This is a genomic window from Alicyclobacillus sp. CIJ1 (assembly GCF_057538885.1).
The window spans coordinates 24,195-45,241 of record NZ_BAAJPH010000147.1 but is presented as its reverse complement, the minus strand read 5'-3'; the positions used below and the strand labels follow the sequence as shown (position 1 = coordinate 45,241).

Genomic DNA, 21,047 nt, shown 5'->3' with positions numbered 1-21,047 from the left:
CTCCTGGTGAATCGCCAACTCAGTGGCTGAGCGCGATCACGACGGGCAGATACACGAAGCTAAGGGCGGTCGTCACCGCCACCACCATCGACGTCCATTCCTCCGCCATGCCGAAGCGGCTCGCGAGCGCGACCGTGTTGACGGCGGCCGGCATGCTCGCCTCGACGAACAAGACGGACGCGAGCAGGCCCCGGATGCCGAGCGCCATGAGCAACCCTTTCGCCGCGATTGGCACTATGACGACGCGCAGCGCGACGCCAAGCCATACGTCCCTCTGCAAGGCCGCAGACCAGCGCGTTCGCCCGAGCTGCACGCCCAGAATGAGCAACACGACGGCCGCGTATGCGTCTCCCAGCAGCTTGGCCGCCGTGCCTAGGCCGCCCGGAAGGGCGTGGTGAACCAGCGACAACGCAAGACCCAGCGCGCTCGCGTAAAGCAGCGGTGACCGATACAGCGCCTTGAAGCCGCTGCCTTCGGCGCGCCCACTCGCCGCGATGGACACGCCGAGGGTGTTCACGAGGAGAATTTGAAGGATGACGTAGAGCGTCCCGAGCGCGAACCCCTGCGTGCCGAACGCCAAAAGCAGCACGGGCAGCCCGTAGTTGTTTGAGTTGCTGAAGATGGTCGTCAGCATCAGCGCGCGCGAGGTCGGATGATCCAGCCGAAACAGGCGGCCCGCCATCCACGCCGCCAACCAGCAAAACGCCGTCATCGCTGCGGTGAACGCCACAATTTGCACGACGTGATCGCCACGCAGGTTGGCCGTGGGCAACGCCGACAGGATGAGCGCCGGCGCCAACAGGTACAAGGCGACGGTGGAGAGCGATCTCGTCTCGACACCCTGGTATCGCGCCACAAGCGCGCCTGCGGCGCAGACCACCACAATCGGCACCGTGATGGTCCACAGAAGGTGCAAGAAGCTCATTTCACAGACCCCATATCTCGGTGATCTCAACCACGAAGCTTCGTCCACGTCACTCTTTCTCTTCGTCACCGGAATTCTCCTGCTCAGCCGTTGACGAGGCCGCCTCTTTCCTGTATAAAGGAAGTGCACCGTCGCCGACACGTTTGGCGAGTCCGAACTGAATTTCGCGAGAACACAGGTGGAGTCTGTCAAACGACAGGCTCCTTTTCGCGTTTTGGAGGTGCTCGATGGCGTCGAATCCCCTGCAAGTTGCGGAATCGTACCTCTTCGCGCTTTTTGTCATGCTCGCGTCCGGCGCTCTCGCCTCGCGGTTGGCCGAGCGGTTGCGCCTGCCCGACATCGTGCTGTACGTCCTCGTAGGCTTCCTGCTCGGGCCCTCGGCGCTCGACGTGCTACGCATCCCCGAAGGCGGGGCGTTTCACGACGCCGTCCTCTCGCTTGGCGCAGCTTGGATTGTGTTTCAGGGCGGGCTCGAAATGCGGTTTCAGGTTCTGCGCCGCATCTGGCTGTCCGTGCTCCTTCTCGCCACGCTCGGTCTGGCGATCACGGCCGCGGTCGTCGGCGTCGCCGCACACGCCGCCCTGGGGCTTCCCATGCTGTCGGCGCTCCTCTTGGGCTCGCTGCTCGCCTCGACGGATCCCGCCTCGCTCGTGCCCATCTTTCAGCGCCTGTCCATCCGCGCGCGGGTGGCGCAGGCCGTGATCGCCGAGTCTGCCTTCACGGACGCCACGGGCGCCATGTTGACGGCGCTGGTGCTGAGCCGGGTGATGGCCGCCGGCGCCGATACGCACGTGAGTGCAGGCGATCTGGTCGGGCAAATCGCGCAGCTCGCCCTGGGGGGAGCCGTGATTGGCGCTGCGTTTGGGCTTGCTGCTGCATGGCTCATCAGCCGGTACGCGCCTCCCACGCCGGGGGGCCGCTCGCTGTATCTTGTGCTCGCGGCGCTTGGCAGCTATGCCAGCGCCGCCCAACTCGGCGCCAGTGGCTTCATGGCGAGCTTTGTGGCCGGGATGGCTCTCGTTCATGCGCCCAAGCGATGGCCGAGGGTGGAAGAGCCGGCACGCGCGCTGCTCGAGGGATTCGTAGACGGAATGTCGCTGCAGTTTCGCATGCTGATCTTCATCTCGCTCGGCAGCCAGTTAAGCCTGCGGTTGTTGGCGCAACACATGGGGGTCGCGCTCATCGTGGTCGCCGTGTTCATGCTTGTCGCGCGCCCGCTGACGGTGCTGGCAAGTCTCTTGCCGGATCGGCAGGCGAAGTGGAGTTGGCGCGAAATCGCCTTTTTCTTCTGGGTGCGCGAGACAGGGACCATCGCTATTGCGCTCGCTGGTCTGGTGCAGGGCGCGCGGATCCCGGGTGCGCAGGTCTTCACACAGGTGGCAGCCACGGCCGTGCTGATCACGTTGTTGGTCCAGGCGAGCACCACGCCCCTTGTGGCGCGATGGTTACGCCTCATCGAGGCATGAATACGGAAACCTTGGGTTGTGGGACGCGTTGGGGTATACTGGACACAAGCCTATTCCAATGGAGGTGTCCTATGGCTACGAACGTCTCCCAGTTGAAGCGCACGCGTATCGATCTCGCTGACGACGTCAAAAGGCGGATGATTGAGCTCCTCAACACGCACGTCGTGCATCTCACGGATCTTTGGAACCAGACGAAACTCGCGCATTGGAACGTCCGCGGTCCTCACTTTTTGTCGTATCACGAGATGCTCGACACGCTCGCCGCTCACCTGGTCGAGGCCATTGACGACGTGGCGGAGCGCGCGACGGCGCTCGGCGGCGTGGCGGGGCTGCCAATCCAGGACCTCGCGGCCCAGACGAAGCTCCCGAAATGGGACCTGTCCGTCACGAAGGACGTGGAAGTGCTGAAGGCCCTCGCGGATCGCTGGGCCGTCGTCGCGAACGAGGCGCGCAAGTTCATCGAGGAGTCGGAAGAGCACGACCCGGACACCGCAGACTTGTTCACAGAGGTCTCGAGGCAGTTAGATCAGGACCTTTGGTTCTTGGAAGCGCACATCGAACACTGACAGTTCTCGCTTGCAGAGCCCCGCAATCATGGCGGGGCTTTTTCGCGCCGTTGGGTACGAATTCGCGCCCGTCCGCCGTGAGCTGGCCTCTTGTCGCCCGTGTTGTCGAGAATCCGCACTCGTGCTCATCTCTGACGATGCTTATTTTTTCGGTCAAAAACAAAAATAAAACAACACAAAACAGATTTGTTCGTGTATAATGACCTAGCGCTCATTGTTTACTCTCAGGGACCTACGCTTAAGGAAGTGAACTTTGCCAATGCTCCCAGCTGAAAGACAGCGAGCGATTCTCCAACACCTGAACGAACGCGGTAGTATCCGCGTCAAAGAGCTCAGCCGCATGTTCTCCGTGACCGAGGAGACCGTGCGGCGGGACCTGCACATTCTCGAGATGGAGGGCAAACTGCGCCGCAGTCACGGCGGCGCAGTTCGCGTTGACGACGACACGCCTGCAGAGACCTCGTACCTGGTGCGCGAGTCGGAGCATGTGCCGGAGAAGATGGCCATCGCGAGAATCGCTCTCACATATGTGGAACCGGGCGACAGTATTATCCTGGACGCCAGCAGCACGGCGCTGCACGTGGCCAATGCGCTGCCCAACATGCCACTCACGGTGCTGACGAATTCATTGAAAATCGCATTGGAACTCGCCTCGAAGGACAAAATCGAAGTGATTTCCACGGGTGGAATTCTCCGTGCGAGCTCGTTGTCGTATGTGGGGCCGATGGCGGAAGAAACCATTGAGCGGTTTCACGTGAATAAGGCGTTCCTGTCCTGTAAAGGGGTGCACGTCGATCACGGATTCACCGAGTCCAACGCGCTCCAGGCCCGGGTCAAGCGAAAAATGGCCGAGATTGCGGACACCTTGATTCTGCTCGCCGATCACAGCAAGATTCAGGTGCGCGACTTCACCAAGGTCGGCGATGTGGACGAGATCGACGTGCTCATCACGGATGCCGACACGCCGGACGAGGACGTGCGGCGGTTTGAAGCGGTGGGTGTAAAGGTCGTGAGGGCGGAAAAAGACTGAGGCAACGGCGTCCCGCGTACGGGTGGTACGAGGGACGCCCTTTTTGCGCGCGTGACGAGCCAGGCGTGCGGCACGCCCATCACGCTCCGTCTGCGCCGTCCTGCAGCAAAAAGCATATCACCCGGGCGGGGCCGTGCACGCCGATGGTTTGATCGTTCTCGATGTCGGACGATCGGCTTGGGCCGCTGATGAAGTGTACGAACGCGGCGAGATCGCCCGACGCGCCCTGGCGCAGGCGGGCCATGACGTCGCCCAGGCTCTGCACAATCTGGCTCTGCCGCATCACCACGAGGTGAACGATTGGCACCTGGTGCACCGTGCGGCCAGCCGCCCCGCCGGTCTCCACGACGATGGTTCCCGTATCCGCGACGCCGAAGCTCGCGCCCGTGATGCCAACGTCGATGTCCAGCACCGGCTGCTCGCCAAACCGCCGCGCTCCCCATTTCTCCAGGACCTCTTCCACGTTCACGGGCCAGGGGGCGTGTTTGCCCCAGGCGCCGACGGATCGCGGGTTGAGCGCTTTGAGCGCTTCGTCGAGCGCCGCGAGCAGGGCCGCCTCACTATCGCACCGCACGATCTCGCCCGCAAGCGCTTGGAACCGGGCGCAGAACGTCGCCACGCGCTCCTCGTGGCTCGTCCTACGATGCGCCCAGAAGTCCGGCACGCCAATGGCGTCGCGGGGGGCGGGCGCCGACCCGGTGGGTCTTCCGAGCCGCGACGCGATATTCGCCAGAAAGCTCGCTTTATCCACGCCTCGTCCCTCGCTTCCTCTCCATCCACCACTCGCGAAACGTCTGACCGCCGAGCGCCGGAAAATCCCGCCGATCCGTCCAGCCCGCGAGCGGGCCAATCTTCGCGCGAATGACTCCGCCCTTCGCGAAACCACCCTGCAGGCGCCTCGCAAGGCGGATGGCGCCGAGATAGCGCCGGTGATCCGCAAACGTGACGCGGTACGCCGCGAACGCCGCCTTTTCGCCCGTTTTTCCGCCGGTCTTGGCGACGAACCGCTGGCGCTCCTTGACGAGCATGTCGTGAAGGGGGATCTTGACCGGGCACGCCTCGTAACAGGCGCCGCACAGGCTCGAGGCGTACGGCAGGTCCTGATATGCCTCTCCGCCTTCGAGCAGCGGGGAGAGCACGGCGCCAATGGGCCCGGGATAGACCGACCCGTACGCGTGGCCGCCAATCTGTCGATAGACCGGGCAGACGTTCAGGCAGGCGCCACAGCGGATGCAGTGGAGTACCGCTTGAAAGTCGGGATCGCCAAGTTGGCGCGAGCGGCCGTTGTCGAGGATGACCACGTGCATCTCTTCGGGGCCGTCCCCATCGCTGACGCGGCGCGGGCCGGTGATGAGCGATAGGTAGGTGATGGTGTTCTGCCCGGTCGCGCTCTTCGGCAAGAGGTGCGCAAACACCTCGAGATCGGCGAGTGTCGGGAGGATGCGCTCCATGCCCATGAAGACGATGTGCGTCTTCGGCAGGTTGGCGACGAGATCGGCGTTGCCCTCGTTGGTGAACAGGGCAATCGAGCCTGTCTCGGCGATGGCGAAGTTGCAGCCGGTGATGCCGATGTCGGCCGTGAGGTACATCTCGCGCAGGCGCCGGCGGGCGAACGCGACGAGATCGCGCGTCTCCGTGGTGAGGTTCTCGCCGCCGTCGGCCTCGAACAGCGCCTTGATCTGCTCGCGGGTCTTGTGAATGGCCGGAATGATGATGTGCGATGGGGTTTCGCCCGCGAGCTGCACGATGTATTCGCCGAGATCGGTTTCCACCACTTCGACGCCGAGCTCTTCGAGGTGATGGTTCAGATGAATCTCCTCGGTCACCATCGACTTCGACTTGACCACGCGGCGCGCGGCCTTGGTGCGCACGATATCCGTCACGGCGGCGAGCGCCTCGCGCGCGTCGGCGCAGAAGTGGACGTGGGCGCCAAGCCGCTCGAGGTTGTCCGCAAATTGCGCGAGGTAGAAATCGAGATGTTCGATGGTGTGCCGGCGAATGGCCTCGCCGCGATCCCGCCAGGCTTCCCAGTGGCCGAAGTCTTCGGTCACGGCCTGCTTGCGGTTGCGCAGTCGGTCGGTCGTGAAGTGAACGGCGCCGCGCAGGAAGTCGTCGCGCAGGGCGATTTTGGCGCGGTCTCGAACCGATGACTGGGTGTTCATGCGGTCACCTCCTCGGTCAGGCCTGCGGCTTCCGCCAAAAGCTCGGCGAGATGCATGACGCGAACACGGGCGCCGCGGCGGGAGAGGGTGCCGCCGATGTTCATCAGGCAGCCCATGTCGGTGGAGACGAGCACCTCGGCGCCCGACGCGACGACGTTGTCCGCCTTCTCGTCCGCCATGGCGCTCGAAATTTCACTCATTTTCACGGAGAACGTGCCGCCGAAACCGCAGCAGTCGCACGCGTAGGGGAGATCGACGAGCTCCAGATCCCGCACGTGGCGCAGGAGTTCGAGGGGTTCGTCGCGGACGCCGAGGAGGCGGGAGCCGTGACACGAGGGATGGAAGGTGACGCGATGCGGAAAGCGGCCGCCGAAATCCACCTTGCCCAGGTGGCTGACTAGAAATTGGGAGAGTTCATAGGTCTTGTCCGCGAGGCGTTGTGCTGCCTGAGCCAAGGCCGGATCGCCCGCGAAAAGGCTTGGGTAGTAGTGCCGAATCATGCCGACGCACGATCCCGACGGGCTCACGACCGCGTCGGCGTCGGCAAACGCCTCGAGCAGCGTGCGCGCGACGTGGCGGGCCTCGTCGGCGTAGCCGCTGTTGAAGGCAGGCTGGCCGCAGCAGGTCTGGCTGATGGGGAAATCGACCTCGCAGCCGCTCGCCTCGAGGAGGCGCGTGGTGGCGATGCCGACGCGCGGGAAAGCGGCGTCGACGATGCAGGTGACAAACAGGCTGACTTTCATGGCGCAGACCTCCATGACCGCGACCGGAGGAGATGGGTCACTGTGCATAAGCCCATGTCTTCAGTGTAACGCTTACAGGGGCGGCGCGCACCGATGGCCGCGGCAAATCTCGTCACAACGTCGATTATAGCAAAATAAACAGAAAGAAATAAACGAAAAGAAATAGAAAGCCACATTTCGGAGGCTTCCCGGGATTTCCAACTTCATCGATGTATACGGGCGGGCTTCGAACGGAGACATTACGGTCCAGATTGGGGGGTGAAACCTGTGACCATCGCGCAGCAGGTGAAGACGACGCTCGCGAACCTGAAGAGCGCGCAGGCGAACCTCGAATCGTTTGCGCTCGCGACCGACAATCAGCAGGCCAAGCAGTTGTACACGCAAGCGGCTCAGCAGACGCAGCAGGTGGTGCAGCAACTGCAGGCTCGGGTCGCCGAGATGGAGCAAGAGGAGCCTCAGTACAAGGGGTTCTAGTCCTCGCTGGCGCCAGGGAGCATGCTCCCTGGCTCGCTTCACGTCGGTGGAGGTGAGCGGGTGGCGGAGTGGCTGACCATCGTGATCCGATCGCTCATCGCGTTTGCTGCGATGTTTCTGTTCGCGAAGCTCATCGGCAAGCGACAGCTTTCGCAGATCACGTTCTTTGAGTACATTGTCGGGATCGCCATCGGCGATATGGCGGCCATCATCCCGGATCAGTTGCAGGCGCCTCTGTATCATGGGTTGTTGCCCATGGCCGTGTACACGGCGCTGCCGATTTTGCTCAGCTTCATCGCGCTCAAAAGCAAAAAGGCGCGCGACATCCTCGAGGGCAAGGCGCGGGTGCTCATTCAGAACGGGAAGATCCTCGAGGACAACCTGCGCAAGGAACGCATGTCGACGGACGAACTGTTGGAGCATCTGCGGGCCAAGAACGTATTCCAGGTGGCCGACGTGGAGTTCGCCATCATGGAGTCGAACGGTTCGGTCAACGTCATGTTGAAGCCGGACGCGGAGCCGGTGACGCCGAAGCGCCTCGGGCTCAAGGTGCCCGCCGAGTCGCAGCCTCAGGTCGTGATCATGGACGGGAAGATCATGGACGAAGGGCTCGCTACCATTGGCTTCAACCGCAGATGGCTGAAAGGAGAACTGGACAAGCTCGGCGTGGCGGTGGAGAACGTGTATCTGGCGCAGGTGAACGCGGCCGGAGAATTGTACGTGGATCTGTACGACGACCGGATTCAGGTGCCCGAACCGAAGGCGCGCGAGCTGACGCACATCTTGCTGAAGAAGGCGCAAGCGGATCTGGAACTGTACGCGCTCGCCACGGAGGATGAGGGGGCCAAGCGGGACTACGCCGCCATGGCGAAACGCATAGAGTCCGTGCTGAACGAGACGGAGCCGTACTTGCGGCACTAGGGAGGGACGCGAGATTGCCGAAGGCACAGCTGAAGCGGGCGACGCCCGTGATGCAGGCGTATCAGGCGTTCGCGTCGGCGCGTGAACCGGCTCGCCCCATGACGAGAAATCTCGCCATCGCGTTTGTCGCAGGCGGGTTGGTTTGCGTGCTGGGCCAGGCGGTGAGCGACTTTTTCGTGCACGTGTGCGGCTTCAGCCGCAAAGACGCCGGCAATCCGACCGTCGCAGTGCTCATCGCGCTCACCTGTCTGCTCACGGGGCTCGGCGTATTCGACAAGATTGCGCAGTTCACGGGCGCGGGCACGGCCATCCCCGTTACAGGGTTTGCCAACGCGATGGCCTCCGCCGCCCTTGAATCGAGGAGCGAGGGATGGGTGCTCGGCGTGGGAGCCAACATGTTCAAGCTGGCCGGGGCCGTGATCGTCTGGGGCGTCGTGGCGGCCTTTTTCATCGGACTGATTCATACGCTCGTCGCGCCGGGGAGGTAGAGCATGCTCAGGGGACATCAGAGCTGGGAGTTTGAGCACCGACCGATGCTCCTGTCGACGGCGGCCATTGGTGGGCCGACAGAAGCGAAGGGGCCGCTCGCCGACGACTTCGATCTGTTGCACGCGGACATCCGCATGGAACAGAAGAGCTGGGAGCAGGCCGAGCGCACGCTCTTGGACGAGGCGTGTCAGAAGGCCATCGAGAAGGCGGGCCTCACGAAAGACGCCATCTCGTTTTTCATTGCGGGCGACTTGATGAATCAGATCATCTCGTCCTCGTTCGCCGCGCGGACCCTCGCCATGCCCTATCTCGGCATCTTTGGCGCGTGTTCCACGTCCATGGAGGGTCTCGCCCTCGCGTCGCTGCTCGTGAACACCGGCGCGGCCCGCTACGTTCTCGCGGCCACCGTCAGCCACAACGCCGCCGCGGAGAAGCACTACCGGTATCCGACCGAGTACGGCGCGCAGAAGCCCCCCACCGCGCAGTGGACGGTGACGGCCGGGGCGGCCGCCATCGTCGCGCCAAATGACGGCAAGGGTGAGCATCCGGTCGTCACGCGGGCCACCATCGGCCGGGTCGTGGACATGGGTCTGTCGGATCCATTCAACATGGGCGCCGCCATGGCCCCTGCTGCGCTCGACACGCTTGTCAGCCACTTCCGGGACTTCGATTTGCCGCACGATTACTACGATCTCGTCCTCACGGGCGATCTCGGCCGCGTCGGATCCCGCATCCTCCGCGACCTCATGGTGGAGCACCGCGTGAACATCCCACAGGATCGGTACCACGACGCGGGCGTTCTCATCTACGGCGACTTGCCGGAGGTGCTGGCCGGGGGCAGCGGGTGCGGTTGTTCGGCGTCCGTGGCGTACGGCCATGTGCAGCGCAGGCTTCGGGACGGTGAGCTCCGGCGCGTGCTGGTGGTGGCAACCGGGGCGCTCTTATCCCCCATCTCGTATCAGCAGAAGGAGACCATTCCGTGCATCGCGCACGCCGTCGCCATGGAGTGGCCGAGCGCGGCTTGTGAAGCAGGGGGGAGTACGCCATGACCTACCTGTGGGCATTCCTCGTCGGCGGCGCCATCTGTCTCCTCGGCCAGTTTCTCATGGACGCCTTTCGCCTTCAGCCCGCGCAGGTGGTCTCCATCCTCGTGGTGGCTGGCGCCGTGCTGGGCGGACTCGGCCTGTACGATCCCGTCGTGCGCTTCGCGGGCGCGGGGGCGACAGTGCCCATCACCTCGTTTGGCAACGCGCTCGTCCAGGGTGCCATCGCCGAGGGCAAGGCGCACGGGCTTGTCGGCGTCATCACGGGCATCTTCGAGCTCACGAGCGCGGGCATTTCCTCGGCCATTGTATTCGCCTTCCTGACGGCGGTCTTCTTCCGGCCCAAGGGATGACCCTGCCTCGTGTCGAATCCCGTCGATCACGCCTCTTTGGTGTGGCGCATCCGCGTCGCCAAATTTCCATGAAACACAACGCCCAGTTGCATCGTCACCTAGATATAATCGAAACGGGGAATTTCGACACGGATTGCGCCGACGGGAGGAGTTACAGACAATGCCAAAGCCGATGGGCGGGCATGGCCGGTACATGCCAGGACTGGACGGATTGCGAGCGCTTGCGGTGCTCGCCGTGATCGCGTATCACGTCAATTGGGGCGGAGCTCCCGGAGGACTGCTCGGCGTTCAGGTCTTCTTCGTGCTCTCCGGCTATCTGATCACGGATCTCCTCGTGTCGGAGTGGCGAAACACGGGCCGCATCGATTTCAAACAGTTTTGGCTGCGGCGCGCGAGACGGCTCTTGCCTGCGCTCGTGGTGATGCTCATCGCCGTGATGATCTGGGTATACCTGGCGGATCGCGCGCAGTTTGCGCAGTTTTTTCAGGACGCCGTCGCGTCGTTCTTCTACGTGAGCAACTGGTGGTTCATCTTTCACAAAGTCTCCTACTTCCAAAGTTTCGGCCGACAGACGCCGCTCGGGCATCTCTGGTCGCTCGCCGTAGAGGAGCAGTTCTACCTCATCTGGCCGCTCCTGCTCCTGTTCGCGCTCAAGCTTTTGAAGCGGCGCGGGCGGATCCTTGCCTTCACCGGAGGACTTGCCCTCGCCTCGGCCGTATGGATGGCAGTGCTGTATCAGCCGGGTATGGACCCGACCCGCGTCTACGATGGGACGGACACGCGCGCGTTCGGGCTGCTCATCGGCGCGATGCTCGCGTTTGTGTGGCCGTCGAGCGCGTTCAGTCGCCCGCTCGCGCCTCGCCGCCGCCTGTTGCTCGATCTCGTCGGCCTCTTGAGTCTCTTGTCGATCCTCTGGATGATCTGGCAGACGAACGAGTACGAGCCGTTTTTGTATCGCGGCGGCCTGGTGATTCTCTCCATCGCTACGGCAGGTTTGGTAGCCTGTCTGGCGCATCCCAGCACGCTGCTCGGCCGCGCGTTCGGATCCCAACCCTGGCGCTGGATTGGCGTGCGATCGTATGGCATTTACCTTTGGCACTTTCCCATCATCGCTCTGACCACGCCGCTCATCGATGCGAACGACTTCAGTCCCTTGCGCGCGGCGTGGCAGGTGGCGCTGGCGGTGGTGATTGCGGCGCTTTCCTGGCGGATCGTCGAAGAGCCCATTCGGCGCCTGGGCAAGCGTCGGCGTGCGGAGAGCAGCGTCGTTCGAGATGTGTACCGCACGAGACGCGTGCGCAGCGGGCGGCGCCGCATGATGTATGGAACGGGCGCCGTGGCCGGGATCGCCATCCTGTTCTGCGCAGGCATGACGGCGTATCCTGTGGTGGCCTCGCTGGGCAAGGTGCACGCGAAACCGGTGACCGCGGCCGGATCGAGCGAAACGCCCTCGGCGCGTGACGCGCATGCGGCCCCGGGTGGTGAAGAGGCAAAGGGTTCCACAACCGGGCCTCATCCAACCCAGGCATCTGCCACGCCACGGACCGGGACTGTGCGAACGATTGCGGCCACCAAGCCGAAGAAGGCGTCAGGTGTCGGTGTGACGGCGATTGGGGACTCGGTCATGATCGACGTGGAGGCGGATCTGCAGAAGCTCCTGCCCGGCATCGTGTGCGACGGGCAGGTCGGGCGCCAGATGTATCAGGCGCCGCAGGTGGTTCAGGCGCTGAAGGCGAAAGGAGAATTGGGCCACATCGTCATCCTCGAACTCGGCACCAATGGGCCCTTCAGCAAACAACAGCTCGTCTCCGTGCTCCAATTGCTCGGGCCTGTCCAGAAGATTATCTTGGTCAACACGCGCGTGCCGCGCCCGTGGCAGAACGCGGTCAATCAGACGCTGGCTCAGGTTGCCGCAAGCTATCCGCATGTGGTGCTCGTCAACTGGTATCAAGCGAGCGCAGGGCATCCGGAATATTTTTGGCCGGACGGTGTTCACCTGAATCCGACCGGTGCGATGGTGTACGCCAAGCTGGTGGCGCAGGCGGTGGAGCAATGACGCGCAGACGTTGGGGAGTGGGAAGAGGTTGCAGAGGCTCGTCGCGCCCGCGTCGCTGCACGCTTTTGCGCGCGCCTGCTTTGCCGCCGCAGGCGTGGCGAAGCGCGACGCGGATTGGTCCGCCACCGCGCTTGTCGAATCGGATCTCCGAGGGATTTCGAGCCACGGCGTCATGCGTCTGCCGTGGTATGTGCACGGATTGAAAAGCGGCAAAATCAATGCGAAGCCGCATCTGGCGTGGATTCGCACCGGACCTGTCACGGCCGTGCTGGACGGGGACCACGCGCTTGGCTTCGTGAGCGCCAAAGAGGCAGCGGCGTACGAGGTTTCATGTTGCCGACGATGGCAAGCCCCCAGGCAACGGTTTCTTTTATCTGGCGCTACATCCGGATTTCTTCGTGGGCCAGGAGGAGTTCCTGCAGCGCATTGCCTCGCTCATCGAGGAGATTCATGATGCGCCGCTTGCGAAAGGCGCGCCGTCCGTTTCTGTACCTGGCGAACGGCGGCACCGGGAGCGAGTTGCGCGCAGCCGCCGAGGCATTCCCATCTCCGACGAGGTGTGGGCCGATCTCGTCGAGTTGTCCGATGGCTACGGCATTCCGCTGCCCGAGGTGTGGGGATTTGAGTGAGCTTAGGCGCGGCGGATTGCGCACAGGCTGGCGCAGGTGCTCATCCTGAGCTCGGTTTGGCGCTCGAGGCAGGCACGAGTGTGCCCTGCAGATCCTGGGCCAAAAGCGATCCCGCCAATTCATGGCCGAGCGTGTTGGGGTGCCAGTCGTCCGCGCTGTACATCTGAATCGACTGGTGATGGGCCGCGAGGTAGCGCTTCATCTGGTTAAAGAGATCCACGACAATCACGTCCGGCGTCTTGAATTGCTTTGCCACCCGAATTTCGTCGGCCACGAGCTGGCTCTCCGACGTTTGGTCGTGGCCGTAGGATGCGCCGGTCGGCGGCGGCGTCACGACGATCACGTCCGCGTGCGCAGCGAGGGCCTGTTGAATTTCAGACTGAACGGCCTGTTCGAATGCGGAGATGGGCGTCTTGTTGGCGATGTCATCCAACATGCCCCACGAGATGACGACTACCTGGGGATGGACTTCGCGGAGAAATTCGGGATACTTGGCCGCCATCTGCGTGGGGCCGTATCCTTCGATGGACTTGTTGATGAACTGAAAGGTGATGGGGCCGGTCTTCGTCAGTTCCTGAAACGCCCGCACCAGATAGCCACCGCCGGTCTTGTCATCCCATCCGTGCGCGACGGAGCCGCCGACGCCCATCGCGACGACCGGCTGCGCGGATGGATGAGAGAAGAGGGGATAAGGACTCGTCTGTCGCGCCGCCGACTGCGCGCTCTCGGGCGCCGTGGGCGCGTTTTGGGCAGGATGGGTCCCGCAGGCGCTGACCGCACAGGCGATGGCGCATGCGCCGAGCGACGCCGCGACGCGGCGCCTTTTCGTGTTTTTGGTGGGCATGCCGCGAACCTCACTTCGTGTGACGTTGTGTCCTTTATTATACCGTTTTTCGCCATCGGACAAGGATCCGTCCTATCCCCAGTCCCGAGTGGATGCCACATGGTCACAGCAGACGTGAGGTTTCCGCAGCGCGAGGATCCCTCCATGCGGGTTGCCACGGTCAGCGTGCTGCCGGGATTCCGATCATCAAAAAAGCGCCCGCGTCAGGCGCTTCTCTGTCGAAATCCTTTCAGGATGCCGATGGGTCCTCCGTGTGATCCGGCGAGGAGGACGAGTCCACCTTGAATACGGGCGCCGTAACTGGGAATTTCCCCAAGAGGTCCTTCACCAAAAGCTCGGCCGCGAGCGCATGGCCCTTCGCGTTGGGATGCCAGCTGTCGTGCATGAGCGGCTGGATGCTTTCGTGGTGCGCCTGAAGATACGCCTTCATCTGGTCAAACAAGTTGAAGACGTACACATTCGGATTGTGGAAGCTGTCTGCCACCTGAATCTCGCTCTCCATGAGCGCCTGTTGCGCCGACCGGTAAGTGGTATAGGATGCTTTGGACACGGGCGTCGTCACCAGCATCACGATGGCGCGATGGTCAAGGGCCTCTTGGATTTGCCAGTGCACTTGTTCGTCGTACACGCGAAACGGCGTGTGTTGATACAAATCATCCAGGCCGCCCCACGCGATGCAAACAATCTGCGGATGATACGTCTCGAGCCACGTCACGTACGTATTTCGAATACTCAGCACACCCTTGCCCGGCTCCGCCTTGTCGATCACGTCATACGTGATGGGCGTCAGCGCGGAGAGCGCCGAAAACGTCCGATGCAGATAGCCTCCACCCTTGGGATCCTTCCAGCCGCGCGCAACCGACGAGCCGATGATGAGCACGCGCACCACGCGATCTTGCGCGGGCGCGTTCGGCGCGTTGGTCGAGCCGCTCGAATTGGCATCCGTTCCGCTCCCCGCCGGGTTGCCGGGCGCGTGCACCGGATTCGGCGCCACGCCGGACTCCGTCGGCGAGGCGTCTGAAGATGGGGAACCCGTGTCCGTGGACGCCGTGTACGCCGCCTGGCCGGACGCTCCAGGCGTGTCTCCGTCCGCTGCGCGCGCCGTAATGGACGCCGGAACCCATGCCGCGCTTGCGACGAGGGCAAATGCCAAAAACCCCATTTGCCAGCGCCGTTTCATCGCCACGACCCCCCAGGATGTCTTTTCCTTCATCTTGTCATTTTCATCTCAAATCGCCCTTAAAATCGTAGTTTTTCGCCCATCTCGTCCGCAACCGGATGACTTCACAACCATCTTGACGCACCATGGTGACATCCGCCTTTGGCAACGATGGCGAAAGCGTGTTAAGGTGACATTGAGGCTTTGATAAACTTTTGATGTTTTTCAACGAAGCTTCAAGCTCGCTCCCGTAAGCTATGCGATGTTCAAGTGCAAGTGAGGAGGGGTTCAGGTGAGCCAGGCCCAGGCGAAGAAGCCACATCTTTACGAGGTCGACCTGATGCGGGCCTGCATCATCTTAGGTGTCATCTGCGTACACGTCCTGTCGAGTTTCAACGTCCGCACCCCGGACGGATCGTGGATGGATGTGTCCTCTGGGATTCTGATGATGACGTTCCATTTCACGCGTGAAGCGTTCATGTTCATCACCGGCCTCGTTCTCTTCTACACCTATTACGACCGCCCGTTCACGGCCGCGTCGTTTTGGAAAAAACGGTTTCTGCTTATCGCCATTCCGTACATCGCGTGGACAGCCATTTACATTCTGTTTCAAGGGACGTTTCTCAAAGGGTTCGAGTGGACCGCGCCGTATTTGATCCACACGTTCCTCACAAGCCTGGCCACCGCGAATCAATATTTCCTGTATTTTCTGCTCGTGTCCATGCAGTTATACGTCGTGTTTCCGCTCATGGTGCGCTGGCTCAAGCGCTCGGAGAGGCATCATCGGGCGATTGTCGCGGCCGCCTTTTTCGTCGAGATCGGCATCATGATCTGGAATCAGGCCTCGCTGCAGTTCGTGAACGTATATCAGTTGCCTGAGTGGCTCCGCATCCTCGTGCGATATCGGGATCGCGACATCTTCACGTACGAGTTCTGGTTCATCGCAGGGGCGTTATTCGCCATCTATTATCCGCGCATCAAGGCGTGGGCCATGTCGCACGCGCGTACGCTCTTCTGGACGTGGCTTGGCATGTGGTGCCTTCTCTTTGGCATCTATTTTCTCAACCGGGATGTGTTCCACCTGGCGGGAGGACAGATTGTCGACACGCTGCAGCCGGTCATGGTGCCCTACAGCTTGGCCGTGGCGCTCTTGCTCTGGCGGACGGGGCTGGAGTGGCAGGCGCAGCGCGCCAAGGGGCGCATGCCACGCGCGAGCCGAGTCATCCGCTTTTTTGGCAGCGTGAGCTTCGGCATCTTTCTCATTCACCCTATCGCGCTTCGCTTCGTGGAGCTCTTGGCGGACCAGGTTCACGCCTCCCTTGCCGTACAGTACGCGATGCTGCCCGTCTGGATTGCGCTGACCTACGTGAGCTCCGGCGTCGCCGCGTACCTCATTGGAAGGATTCCGTTCGTCGGATACATCGTCGGCGAAAAGACAGGTCTGCCAAAGTCCCCGGCGCGCAAAGCTGCGTCTAGTGCGGCGGGATGACACGCCCTGGATACGCGGATTCCAAATCATGAAATCGAGGTGTTTCTCATGTCGTCTCTGCAAAACACGTTGTCGCGAGCGCTCGCCGATCCATCGCGATCCGTCCTCTGGGACGGCCGCTGGTATACGTGCGGCGAGCTCCGCGCACACGTTCAGGAGCTTCGGGCCAAGCTATCCGCCATTGGCGTGCACCCCGGGCATCGCGTGATGGTGGCGCTGCCGAACTCGTATGCGTTTGTCGTCGGTTATCTCGCATGCCTGGAACACGGCGCCATTTGCGTGCCAGCCAACAGCGAGATGCCACCAGGCGAACTCGAACGAGCGCTTGCGCGATATCGGGCAGATTACGGCATCGTTTCGCCCGCAGCTGGTGAACGGTGGAGCGAGGTGCTTCACAAGCACCGCTTCAACCGCGGGCTTTGCTTTGAGATGGATGCCGCGCAAGGCCAGGTGGTTCAAATCTGGCAACGCTCCTCGACATCTGAACCCGGGGCGCGACAAGGCACCTCGGAACAAGAGCCAGCCGTGCTCATGTTCACTTCTGGCACCACGGGTGAGCCCAAAGGCGTGCTCTTGACGCACGGACACCTGTGGGCCGCCGTGCAGAACGTCATTCGAAGCCACGCGCTCACGGCTTCGGATGTGGCCTACTGCATCCTGCCGCTTTTCCACATCAACGGCCAGGTGATCGTCCTCTTGTCGACACTCGTGTCGGGCGGGCGGATCGTCATGCGCGATAAATTCCACGCCTCCTTGTTCTGGGACGATATTGGCCACCACGGCGTGACCTGGGTCTCGTGCGTCCCGACGATTTTATCGATCGTCGCCAAACGGCCGGCGCCAAAAGAGGCGCTCGGCACGCTTCGCTTTCTGCGATCCGCCTCCGCGCCGCTCACGCCGGCGGTGGCCGCGCGAATTGAAGCGGCGTTTGGGGTTCCGGTCATCGAGGCGTACGGGATGACCGAGGCGGCGGGGCAGATCTGCACCAACCCGCTGCCGCCTGGCGTGCGCAAGCCGGGATCGGTCGGGAAGCCCGTGGGGATGTCGCTCCTCATTGTGGACGCAGAGCGCAAGCCCGTCGCCCCGTATGAGCTCGGCGAAATTGCCATCCGCGGAGACAATGTCATCCATCACTATGTGGGCATGGAGCCGGCGCCGGATTACGGCTATGGCCCGGGATGGATTTACACGGGCGATCTCGGCTACATGGATGAGGATGGCTACGTGTACATCACCGGACGCGCGAAGGAGATGATCAACCGGGCGGGCGAGAAGATCTCGCCGCGGGAAATTGAGGACGTGCTGAACGCGCACGAGGCGGTGGCGCGGTCCGCCGTGGTGGGACTTCCGGATCCGCTTTACGGGGAACGGGCCGTCGCGTGGGTGGTCCCGGAGGAGCCAGACGGCGTCGATGCGGACGCGCTGCGCGCCGATCTGGAGTCGTTCTGTGCGGCGCACCTTGCCAAGCCGAAGCGGCCGTCGCAGATCGTCATCGCGCGATCCCTGCCGGTGAACGCGACGGGAAAAGTGCAGAAGCACGTGTTGCGCAATTTGGAGCCGCGTGATAGGCTTGCTTGAACTGGGATGTGCAGCCCAGGGTGCGGAAAGACTGAAGGAGGATGGAATTGAAGAAGGAACGGTGGATTTCCGGCATCGTCGGCGCAGCCGCGGGCGCGCTAATCTTGGGTGGTGTCTGGTTTGGCACGTACGCGGCGCATGGGGGCGGCTCGGTGGTGGCGATGGTCGGCAAGACGCCCATCACGAGGCAGGAGCTCGCGCAGCAGTCGGAGGCTTACGCCGGATCGGCGATGCTGGAGGAGCTCATTGCCAATGCCTTGATTGAGCAGGCGGCAGCCAGGGAACATGTCACGGCGACGAATGCGGAAATCAATCAGCAACTGACCGCCATCGAGATGCAGAACGGCATCACGTCTGACGCGCAGCTGAATGCGCTCCTGGCGCAGAACCACATGACGAAGGCGCAATTTCTGAGCCAGATTCGCGACAACATTCTCGCGACCAAGCTCGCCGAGGCGCAGGTCCACGTGACGGACAAGCAGATTGCGTCGTACTACAAGCAGAACCAGTCGATGTTCACGGTGCCGGAGACGCGCAAGATTGCCATCATCGAGGTGAAGACGAAGGCGGATGCGGAGAAGGCTCTTGTAGAAATCCGGTCTGGGACGCCCTTTGCGTCCGTGGCGAAATCCATGTCGACCGACGCGGCCACGCGCGCGAAGGGTGGGGTGCTCGGAACCTTCACGATGGATGAGCTGAAGGCGGATCAACCCTCTATTGCCTCCGCGGCCTTCGCACTTAAGGCCGGCGGAGTGAGCGAGCCGCTCAAGGTGCAGGGCGGGTACGACATCGTGCAGTGCCAGGCCATTACGCCAGAACACGTAGAGCCGCTGTCGGCCGTTCGGTCGCAGATCATCCAGGCCATCAAGCAGCAAAATGCCGAAAGCGAGACGAAACTCGTGGCACAGCTCGCGAAGTCGGCGGACATTCGCATTCTCGATCCGTCTTATGACGCGGTGCTCACGGCCATCAAGAATCCGACATCGACCTGACGCATGGCACCGCGCTGGGTGGCCTCGCGGTGGCCGCCCGGGGCGGACGTCCAAGAATTTCCCTTCTCCTTGCGTTCCTCTCACATTTCGTGTATCGTAACGTGTACATCGCATATCGCATCGCGATACAAGCGGCAGCGCTGAATTCCTCCTTCGGAGGAAACGGGGGACCCAACTCTCGGGGTGAAACGACTTTGGTCGTGGGGCGCCTTTCCGCCCTAACCCGTCAGCTAACCTCGTAAGCGCACGGAAAGGGGACGATGCCATGTATCGCCGTTTTCTTCTCCTCGCTTTTCCCACCGGTGAGCCTCGTTGGTGTACCTCATCTGCGGATCCCCCTCGTGCGATCTCGCGGCTTTGTGTCCGCTTTTACGCAGGTGGCGCAGTCGAGATCGCCATACCTTGAGGGGGGGAAACCATGGACCTGCAAGCGACAAGGCCGGCCAATCCGGTCGAAGATGCGAAGTGGAGCCCTTTTCACCTGAAGCTCACTATCTATTCGTCGGGCGGGCCTTTTCTTGACGGGTACATCCTGAGCATCGTCGCCGTGGCGCTCACGCAGTTGACGCCTGAACTGCACCTCGACGCCATGTGGAGCGGCCTGATTGGGGCATCGGCACTTATTGGCATCTTCATCGGCGGACTGCTTGGGTACGTGACGGATCGATTTGGACGCCAGCTCATGTACACCATCGATTTCGTGTTGCTCATCGTGGCCTCGGTTTTGCAGTTCTTTGTGCACAGCGCCTGGGAACTCTTTGCCTTGCGTGTCGTGCTCGGCATCGCGGTCGGGGCGGATTATCCCATCGCAACGTCGCTTTTGACCGAGTTCGCGCCGCGCAAACACCGCGGCATGATGCTCGGTGTGACGGTCATCGCGTGGTACGTGGGCGCCACGGTCGCGTATCTAGTGGGACAGTGGCTTCTGCCCATCGGACCGGACGCATGGCGGTACATGTTGGCGTCGAGCGCGGTGCCGGGCATCGTGCTCGTGATCTTGCGGCTCGGAACCCCGGAGTCTCCGCGTTGGTTGCTGCAGCACGGTCGGGCGCGCGAAGCGCTGAAGGTGCTTCGCGACATTTACGGGCCGGGAGCCAGCCTGAAGCACATCGCGGTGCCAGATGAAAAGCGAACGCGCACCAGTTACCTGACGCTCTTCAATCGCACGTATTGGAAGCGCACGCTGTACGTCAGTGGCTTCTTCACGGCCGCGGTCGCGCCGCTCTTCGCGATGTTGACGTTCGGCCCGACGCTGCTTGACGACTACCACGTGCTCAGCGGATCGTCCGGGTACGGTTCGGCGCTCATCAGCGTGCTGTTCATCGTGGGTTGCGTGCCTGCGCTCTGGTTTTTGAACCGGCTGGGGCGCAGGGCAACGATGATTGTCTCGTTTGCCGTCATGACCGTCGGCATGTTGCTCCTTGGGCTGTTTCCGAAGGGGCCGCTCTGGGTCATCGGCGTCGGCTTTCTGCTGTACGCGCTGTTTTCCGGCGGGCCGAACATCATGGAATGGCTCGCCCCAAACGAGTTGTTTCCCACCGAGGTGCGCGGGACTGCGGTTGGCGTGACCACGTGCATCAGCAGGCTGGGAGCCGTGGCCGGCACGTATCTCTTGCCGTGGGCTTTGGCTCGTTATGGCGTGGGTCCGACCATGCTGGTGGGGGCGCTCGTGACCTTCGGCGGATTCTTGATCTGTCTCTTCCTGGCGCCGGAGACGCGCGGCCTCACCCTGAACGCGGCGAGCGTCGGAGAGGACGCCGAGATGGAGCGGACGTCGTCGTTATCCGAACGCCGCTTGCGCGTCGGCCGCTAAGCACTTGGGGATGAACGGAGAAGCCCTGGCTCCTCGTCGGGTTGCCAGGGCTTTTTCTCGTTGTGCGCTTCACAACTGGTGTTATGTCCGCACGGCTTGACTTTTCACGAGCACAGCCACCAGTTGCCAAAGGGCGCCGAGCCCGACAAGCGCGTACACGAACTGCGAGAGCCACGTGGCGCCGAAGATGGCGCCCACGAGGTTGTAGTTGGCAAATCCGATCAGGCCCCAGTTGATGCCCCCAATGACGACGAGCGCCCAGGCAATCCAGTCCACGGGGTTCCAGCGCACGGTCTCACCTCCAAACCGAATCTG

At 62.5% G+C, this 21,047-nt stretch carries 22 protein-coding genes and 1 riboswitch; of the genes, 15 read left to right on the top strand and 7 right to left on the bottom strand.

Annotated elements, in window-relative coordinates:
* Positions 1-19: 19 nt before the first annotated feature.
* Complete coding sequence (locus tag AC27E8_RS14975; protein ID WP_487111516.1) at positions 20-994, bottom strand: AEC family transporter; 975 nt, start codon at positions 992-994, stop codon at positions 20-22.
* Between the two features lie 158 nt (positions 995-1,152).
* On the opposite strand from AC27E8_RS14975, the gene AC27E8_RS14970 reads away from it, so the two are divergent.
* From AC27E8_RS14970 to AC27E8_RS14960, 3 genes are all read left to right on the top strand, one after another.
* Positions 1,153-2,391: a cation:proton antiporter gene (locus AC27E8_RS14970; RefSeq protein WP_487100096.1), complete on the top strand. Its 1,239-nt coding sequence runs from the start codon at positions 1,153-1,155 to the stop codon at positions 2,389-2,391.
* A gap of 71 nt (positions 2,392-2,462) precedes the next feature.
* A complete protein-coding gene (gene dps, locus AC27E8_RS14965; protein ID WP_014463532.1) occupies positions 2,463-2,957 on the top strand; it encodes a DNA starvation/stationary phase protection protein Dps in 495 nt (164 codons plus the stop codon).
* A 259-nt stretch (positions 2,958-3,216) separates the two neighbouring features.
* The gene (locus AC27E8_RS14960; RefSeq protein ID WP_195868062.1) at positions 3,217-3,987 is read left to right on the top strand and encodes a DeoR/GlpR family DNA-binding transcription regulator; all 771 of its coding nucleotides are present in this window, start codon (positions 3,217-3,219) and stop codon (positions 3,985-3,987) included.
* Between the two features lie 79 nt (positions 3,988-4,066).
* Here AC27E8_RS14960 and AC27E8_RS14955 read toward each other — a convergent pair whose 3' ends face one another.
* From AC27E8_RS14955 to AC27E8_RS14945, 3 genes are read right to left on the bottom strand one after another with little or no spacing between them, the layout of a single operon-like run.
* The gene (locus tag AC27E8_RS14955) at positions 4,067-4,738 is read right to left on the bottom strand and encodes a LutC/YkgG family protein (protein ID WP_487100095.1); all 672 of its coding nucleotides are present in this window, start codon (positions 4,736-4,738) and stop codon (positions 4,067-4,069) included.
* Positions 4,731-6,149, bottom strand: a complete 1,419-nt coding sequence (locus tag AC27E8_RS14950) for a LutB/LldF family L-lactate oxidation iron-sulfur protein (RefSeq protein WP_487100094.1) — start codon at positions 6,147-6,149, stop codon at positions 4,731-4,733. The genes AC27E8_RS14955 and AC27E8_RS14950 overlap by 8 nt, the downstream gene beginning before the upstream one ends.
* Entirely contained in the window at positions 6,146-6,892 is a 747-nt protein-coding gene (locus AC27E8_RS14945; RefSeq protein ID WP_487100093.1) for a (Fe-S)-binding protein, read from the bottom strand. Before AC27E8_RS14945 ends, AC27E8_RS14950 begins: the two co-directional genes overlap by 4 nt.
* A 267-nt stretch (positions 6,893-7,159) precedes the next feature.
* Between AC27E8_RS14945 and AC27E8_RS14940 the strand changes: the two genes are divergently transcribed.
* The 8 genes from AC27E8_RS14940 (at position 7,160) to AC27E8_RS14905 (ending at position 12,857) form a co-directional block, all read left to right on the top strand.
* Positions 7,160-7,366, top strand: a complete 207-nt coding sequence (locus tag AC27E8_RS14940; protein ID WP_487100092.1) for a DUF1657 domain-containing protein — start codon at positions 7,160-7,162, stop codon at positions 7,364-7,366.
* Between the two features lie 60 nt (positions 7,367-7,426).
* Complete coding sequence (locus AC27E8_RS14935; protein ID WP_487100091.1) at positions 7,427-8,287, top strand: DUF421 domain-containing protein; 861 nt, start codon at positions 7,427-7,429, stop codon at positions 8,285-8,287.
* A gap of 14 nt (positions 8,288-8,301) precedes the next feature.
* Complete coding sequence (gene spoVAC, locus AC27E8_RS14930; RefSeq protein ID WP_487100090.1) at positions 8,302-8,775, top strand: stage V sporulation protein AC; 474 nt, start codon at positions 8,302-8,304, stop codon at positions 8,773-8,775.
* Between the two features lie 3 nt (positions 8,776-8,778).
* Positions 8,779-9,825, top strand: a complete 1,047-nt coding sequence (gene spoVAD, locus AC27E8_RS14925) for a stage V sporulation protein AD (RefSeq protein ID WP_487100088.1) — start codon at positions 8,779-8,781, stop codon at positions 9,823-9,825.
* Positions 9,822-10,172 (top strand): stage V sporulation protein AE, encoded by a 351-nt coding sequence (gene spoVAE / locus AC27E8_RS14920; RefSeq protein ID WP_487100087.1) that lies wholly within the window; start codon positions 9,822-9,824, stop codon positions 10,170-10,172. Before spoVAD ends, spoVAE begins: the two co-directional genes overlap by 4 nt.
* A 160-nt stretch (positions 10,173-10,332) precedes the next feature.
* Positions 10,333-12,228 (top strand): acyltransferase family protein, encoded by a 1,896-nt coding sequence (locus tag AC27E8_RS14915; RefSeq protein WP_487100086.1) that lies wholly within the window; start codon positions 10,333-10,335, stop codon positions 12,226-12,228.
* Entirely contained in the window at positions 12,182-12,682 is a 501-nt protein-coding gene (locus AC27E8_RS14910) for an Ldh family oxidoreductase (protein WP_487100085.1), read from the top strand. Before AC27E8_RS14915 ends, AC27E8_RS14910 begins: the two co-directional genes overlap by 47 nt.
* Positions 12,603-12,857: an Ldh family oxidoreductase gene (locus tag AC27E8_RS14905; protein WP_487100227.1), complete on the top strand. Its 255-nt coding sequence runs from the start codon at positions 12,603-12,605 to the stop codon at positions 12,855-12,857. Before AC27E8_RS14910 ends, AC27E8_RS14905 begins: the two co-directional genes overlap by 80 nt.
* Positions 12,858-12,897: 40 nt before the next feature.
* Here AC27E8_RS14905 and AC27E8_RS14900 read toward each other — a convergent pair whose 3' ends face one another.
* A complete protein-coding gene (locus AC27E8_RS14900; protein ID WP_487100084.1) occupies positions 12,898-13,701 on the bottom strand; it encodes an SGNH/GDSL hydrolase family protein in 804 nt (267 codons plus the stop codon).
* A gap of 229 nt (positions 13,702-13,930) precedes the next feature.
* On the bottom strand, positions 13,931-14,881 hold the full coding sequence (locus AC27E8_RS14895) for an SGNH/GDSL hydrolase family protein (RefSeq protein ID WP_487100082.1): 951 nt from the start codon (positions 14,879-14,881) through the stop codon (positions 13,931-13,933).
* 271 nt (positions 14,882-15,152) lie between these two features.
* On the opposite strand from AC27E8_RS14895, the gene AC27E8_RS14890 reads away from it, so the two are divergent.
* The 4 genes from AC27E8_RS14890 (at position 15,153) to AC27E8_RS14875 (ending at position 20,732) form a co-directional block, all read left to right on the top strand.
* Complete coding sequence (locus tag AC27E8_RS14890; RefSeq protein WP_487100080.1) at positions 15,153-16,349, top strand: acyltransferase; 1,197 nt, start codon at positions 15,153-15,155, stop codon at positions 16,347-16,349.
* Positions 16,350-16,397: 48 nt separating this feature from the next.
* Complete coding sequence (locus AC27E8_RS14885; RefSeq protein ID WP_487100078.1) at positions 16,398-17,927, top strand: AMP-binding protein; 1,530 nt, start codon at positions 16,398-16,400, stop codon at positions 17,925-17,927.
* Between the two features lie 41 nt (positions 17,928-17,968).
* On the top strand, positions 17,969-18,919 hold the full coding sequence (locus tag AC27E8_RS14880; protein ID WP_487100076.1) for a peptidyl-prolyl cis-trans isomerase: 951 nt from the start codon (positions 17,969-17,971) through the stop codon (positions 18,917-18,919).
* Positions 18,920-19,047: 128 nt separating this feature from the next.
* Positions 19,048-19,180: riboswitch (cyclic di-AMP (ydaO/yuaA leader) on the top strand.
* Between the two features lie 157 nt (positions 19,181-19,337).
* Positions 19,338-20,732, top strand: a complete 1,395-nt coding sequence (locus tag AC27E8_RS14875; protein WP_487100074.1) for an MFS transporter — start codon at positions 19,338-19,340, stop codon at positions 20,730-20,732.
* 81 nt (positions 20,733-20,813) lie between these two features.
* Here the strand turns inward: AC27E8_RS14875 and AC27E8_RS14870 are convergent, their stop codons facing one another.
* Entirely contained in the window at positions 20,814-21,023 is a 210-nt protein-coding gene (locus AC27E8_RS14870; RefSeq protein WP_014463564.1) for a DUF378 domain-containing protein, read from the bottom strand.
* Positions 21,024-21,047 lie beyond the last annotated feature (24 nt).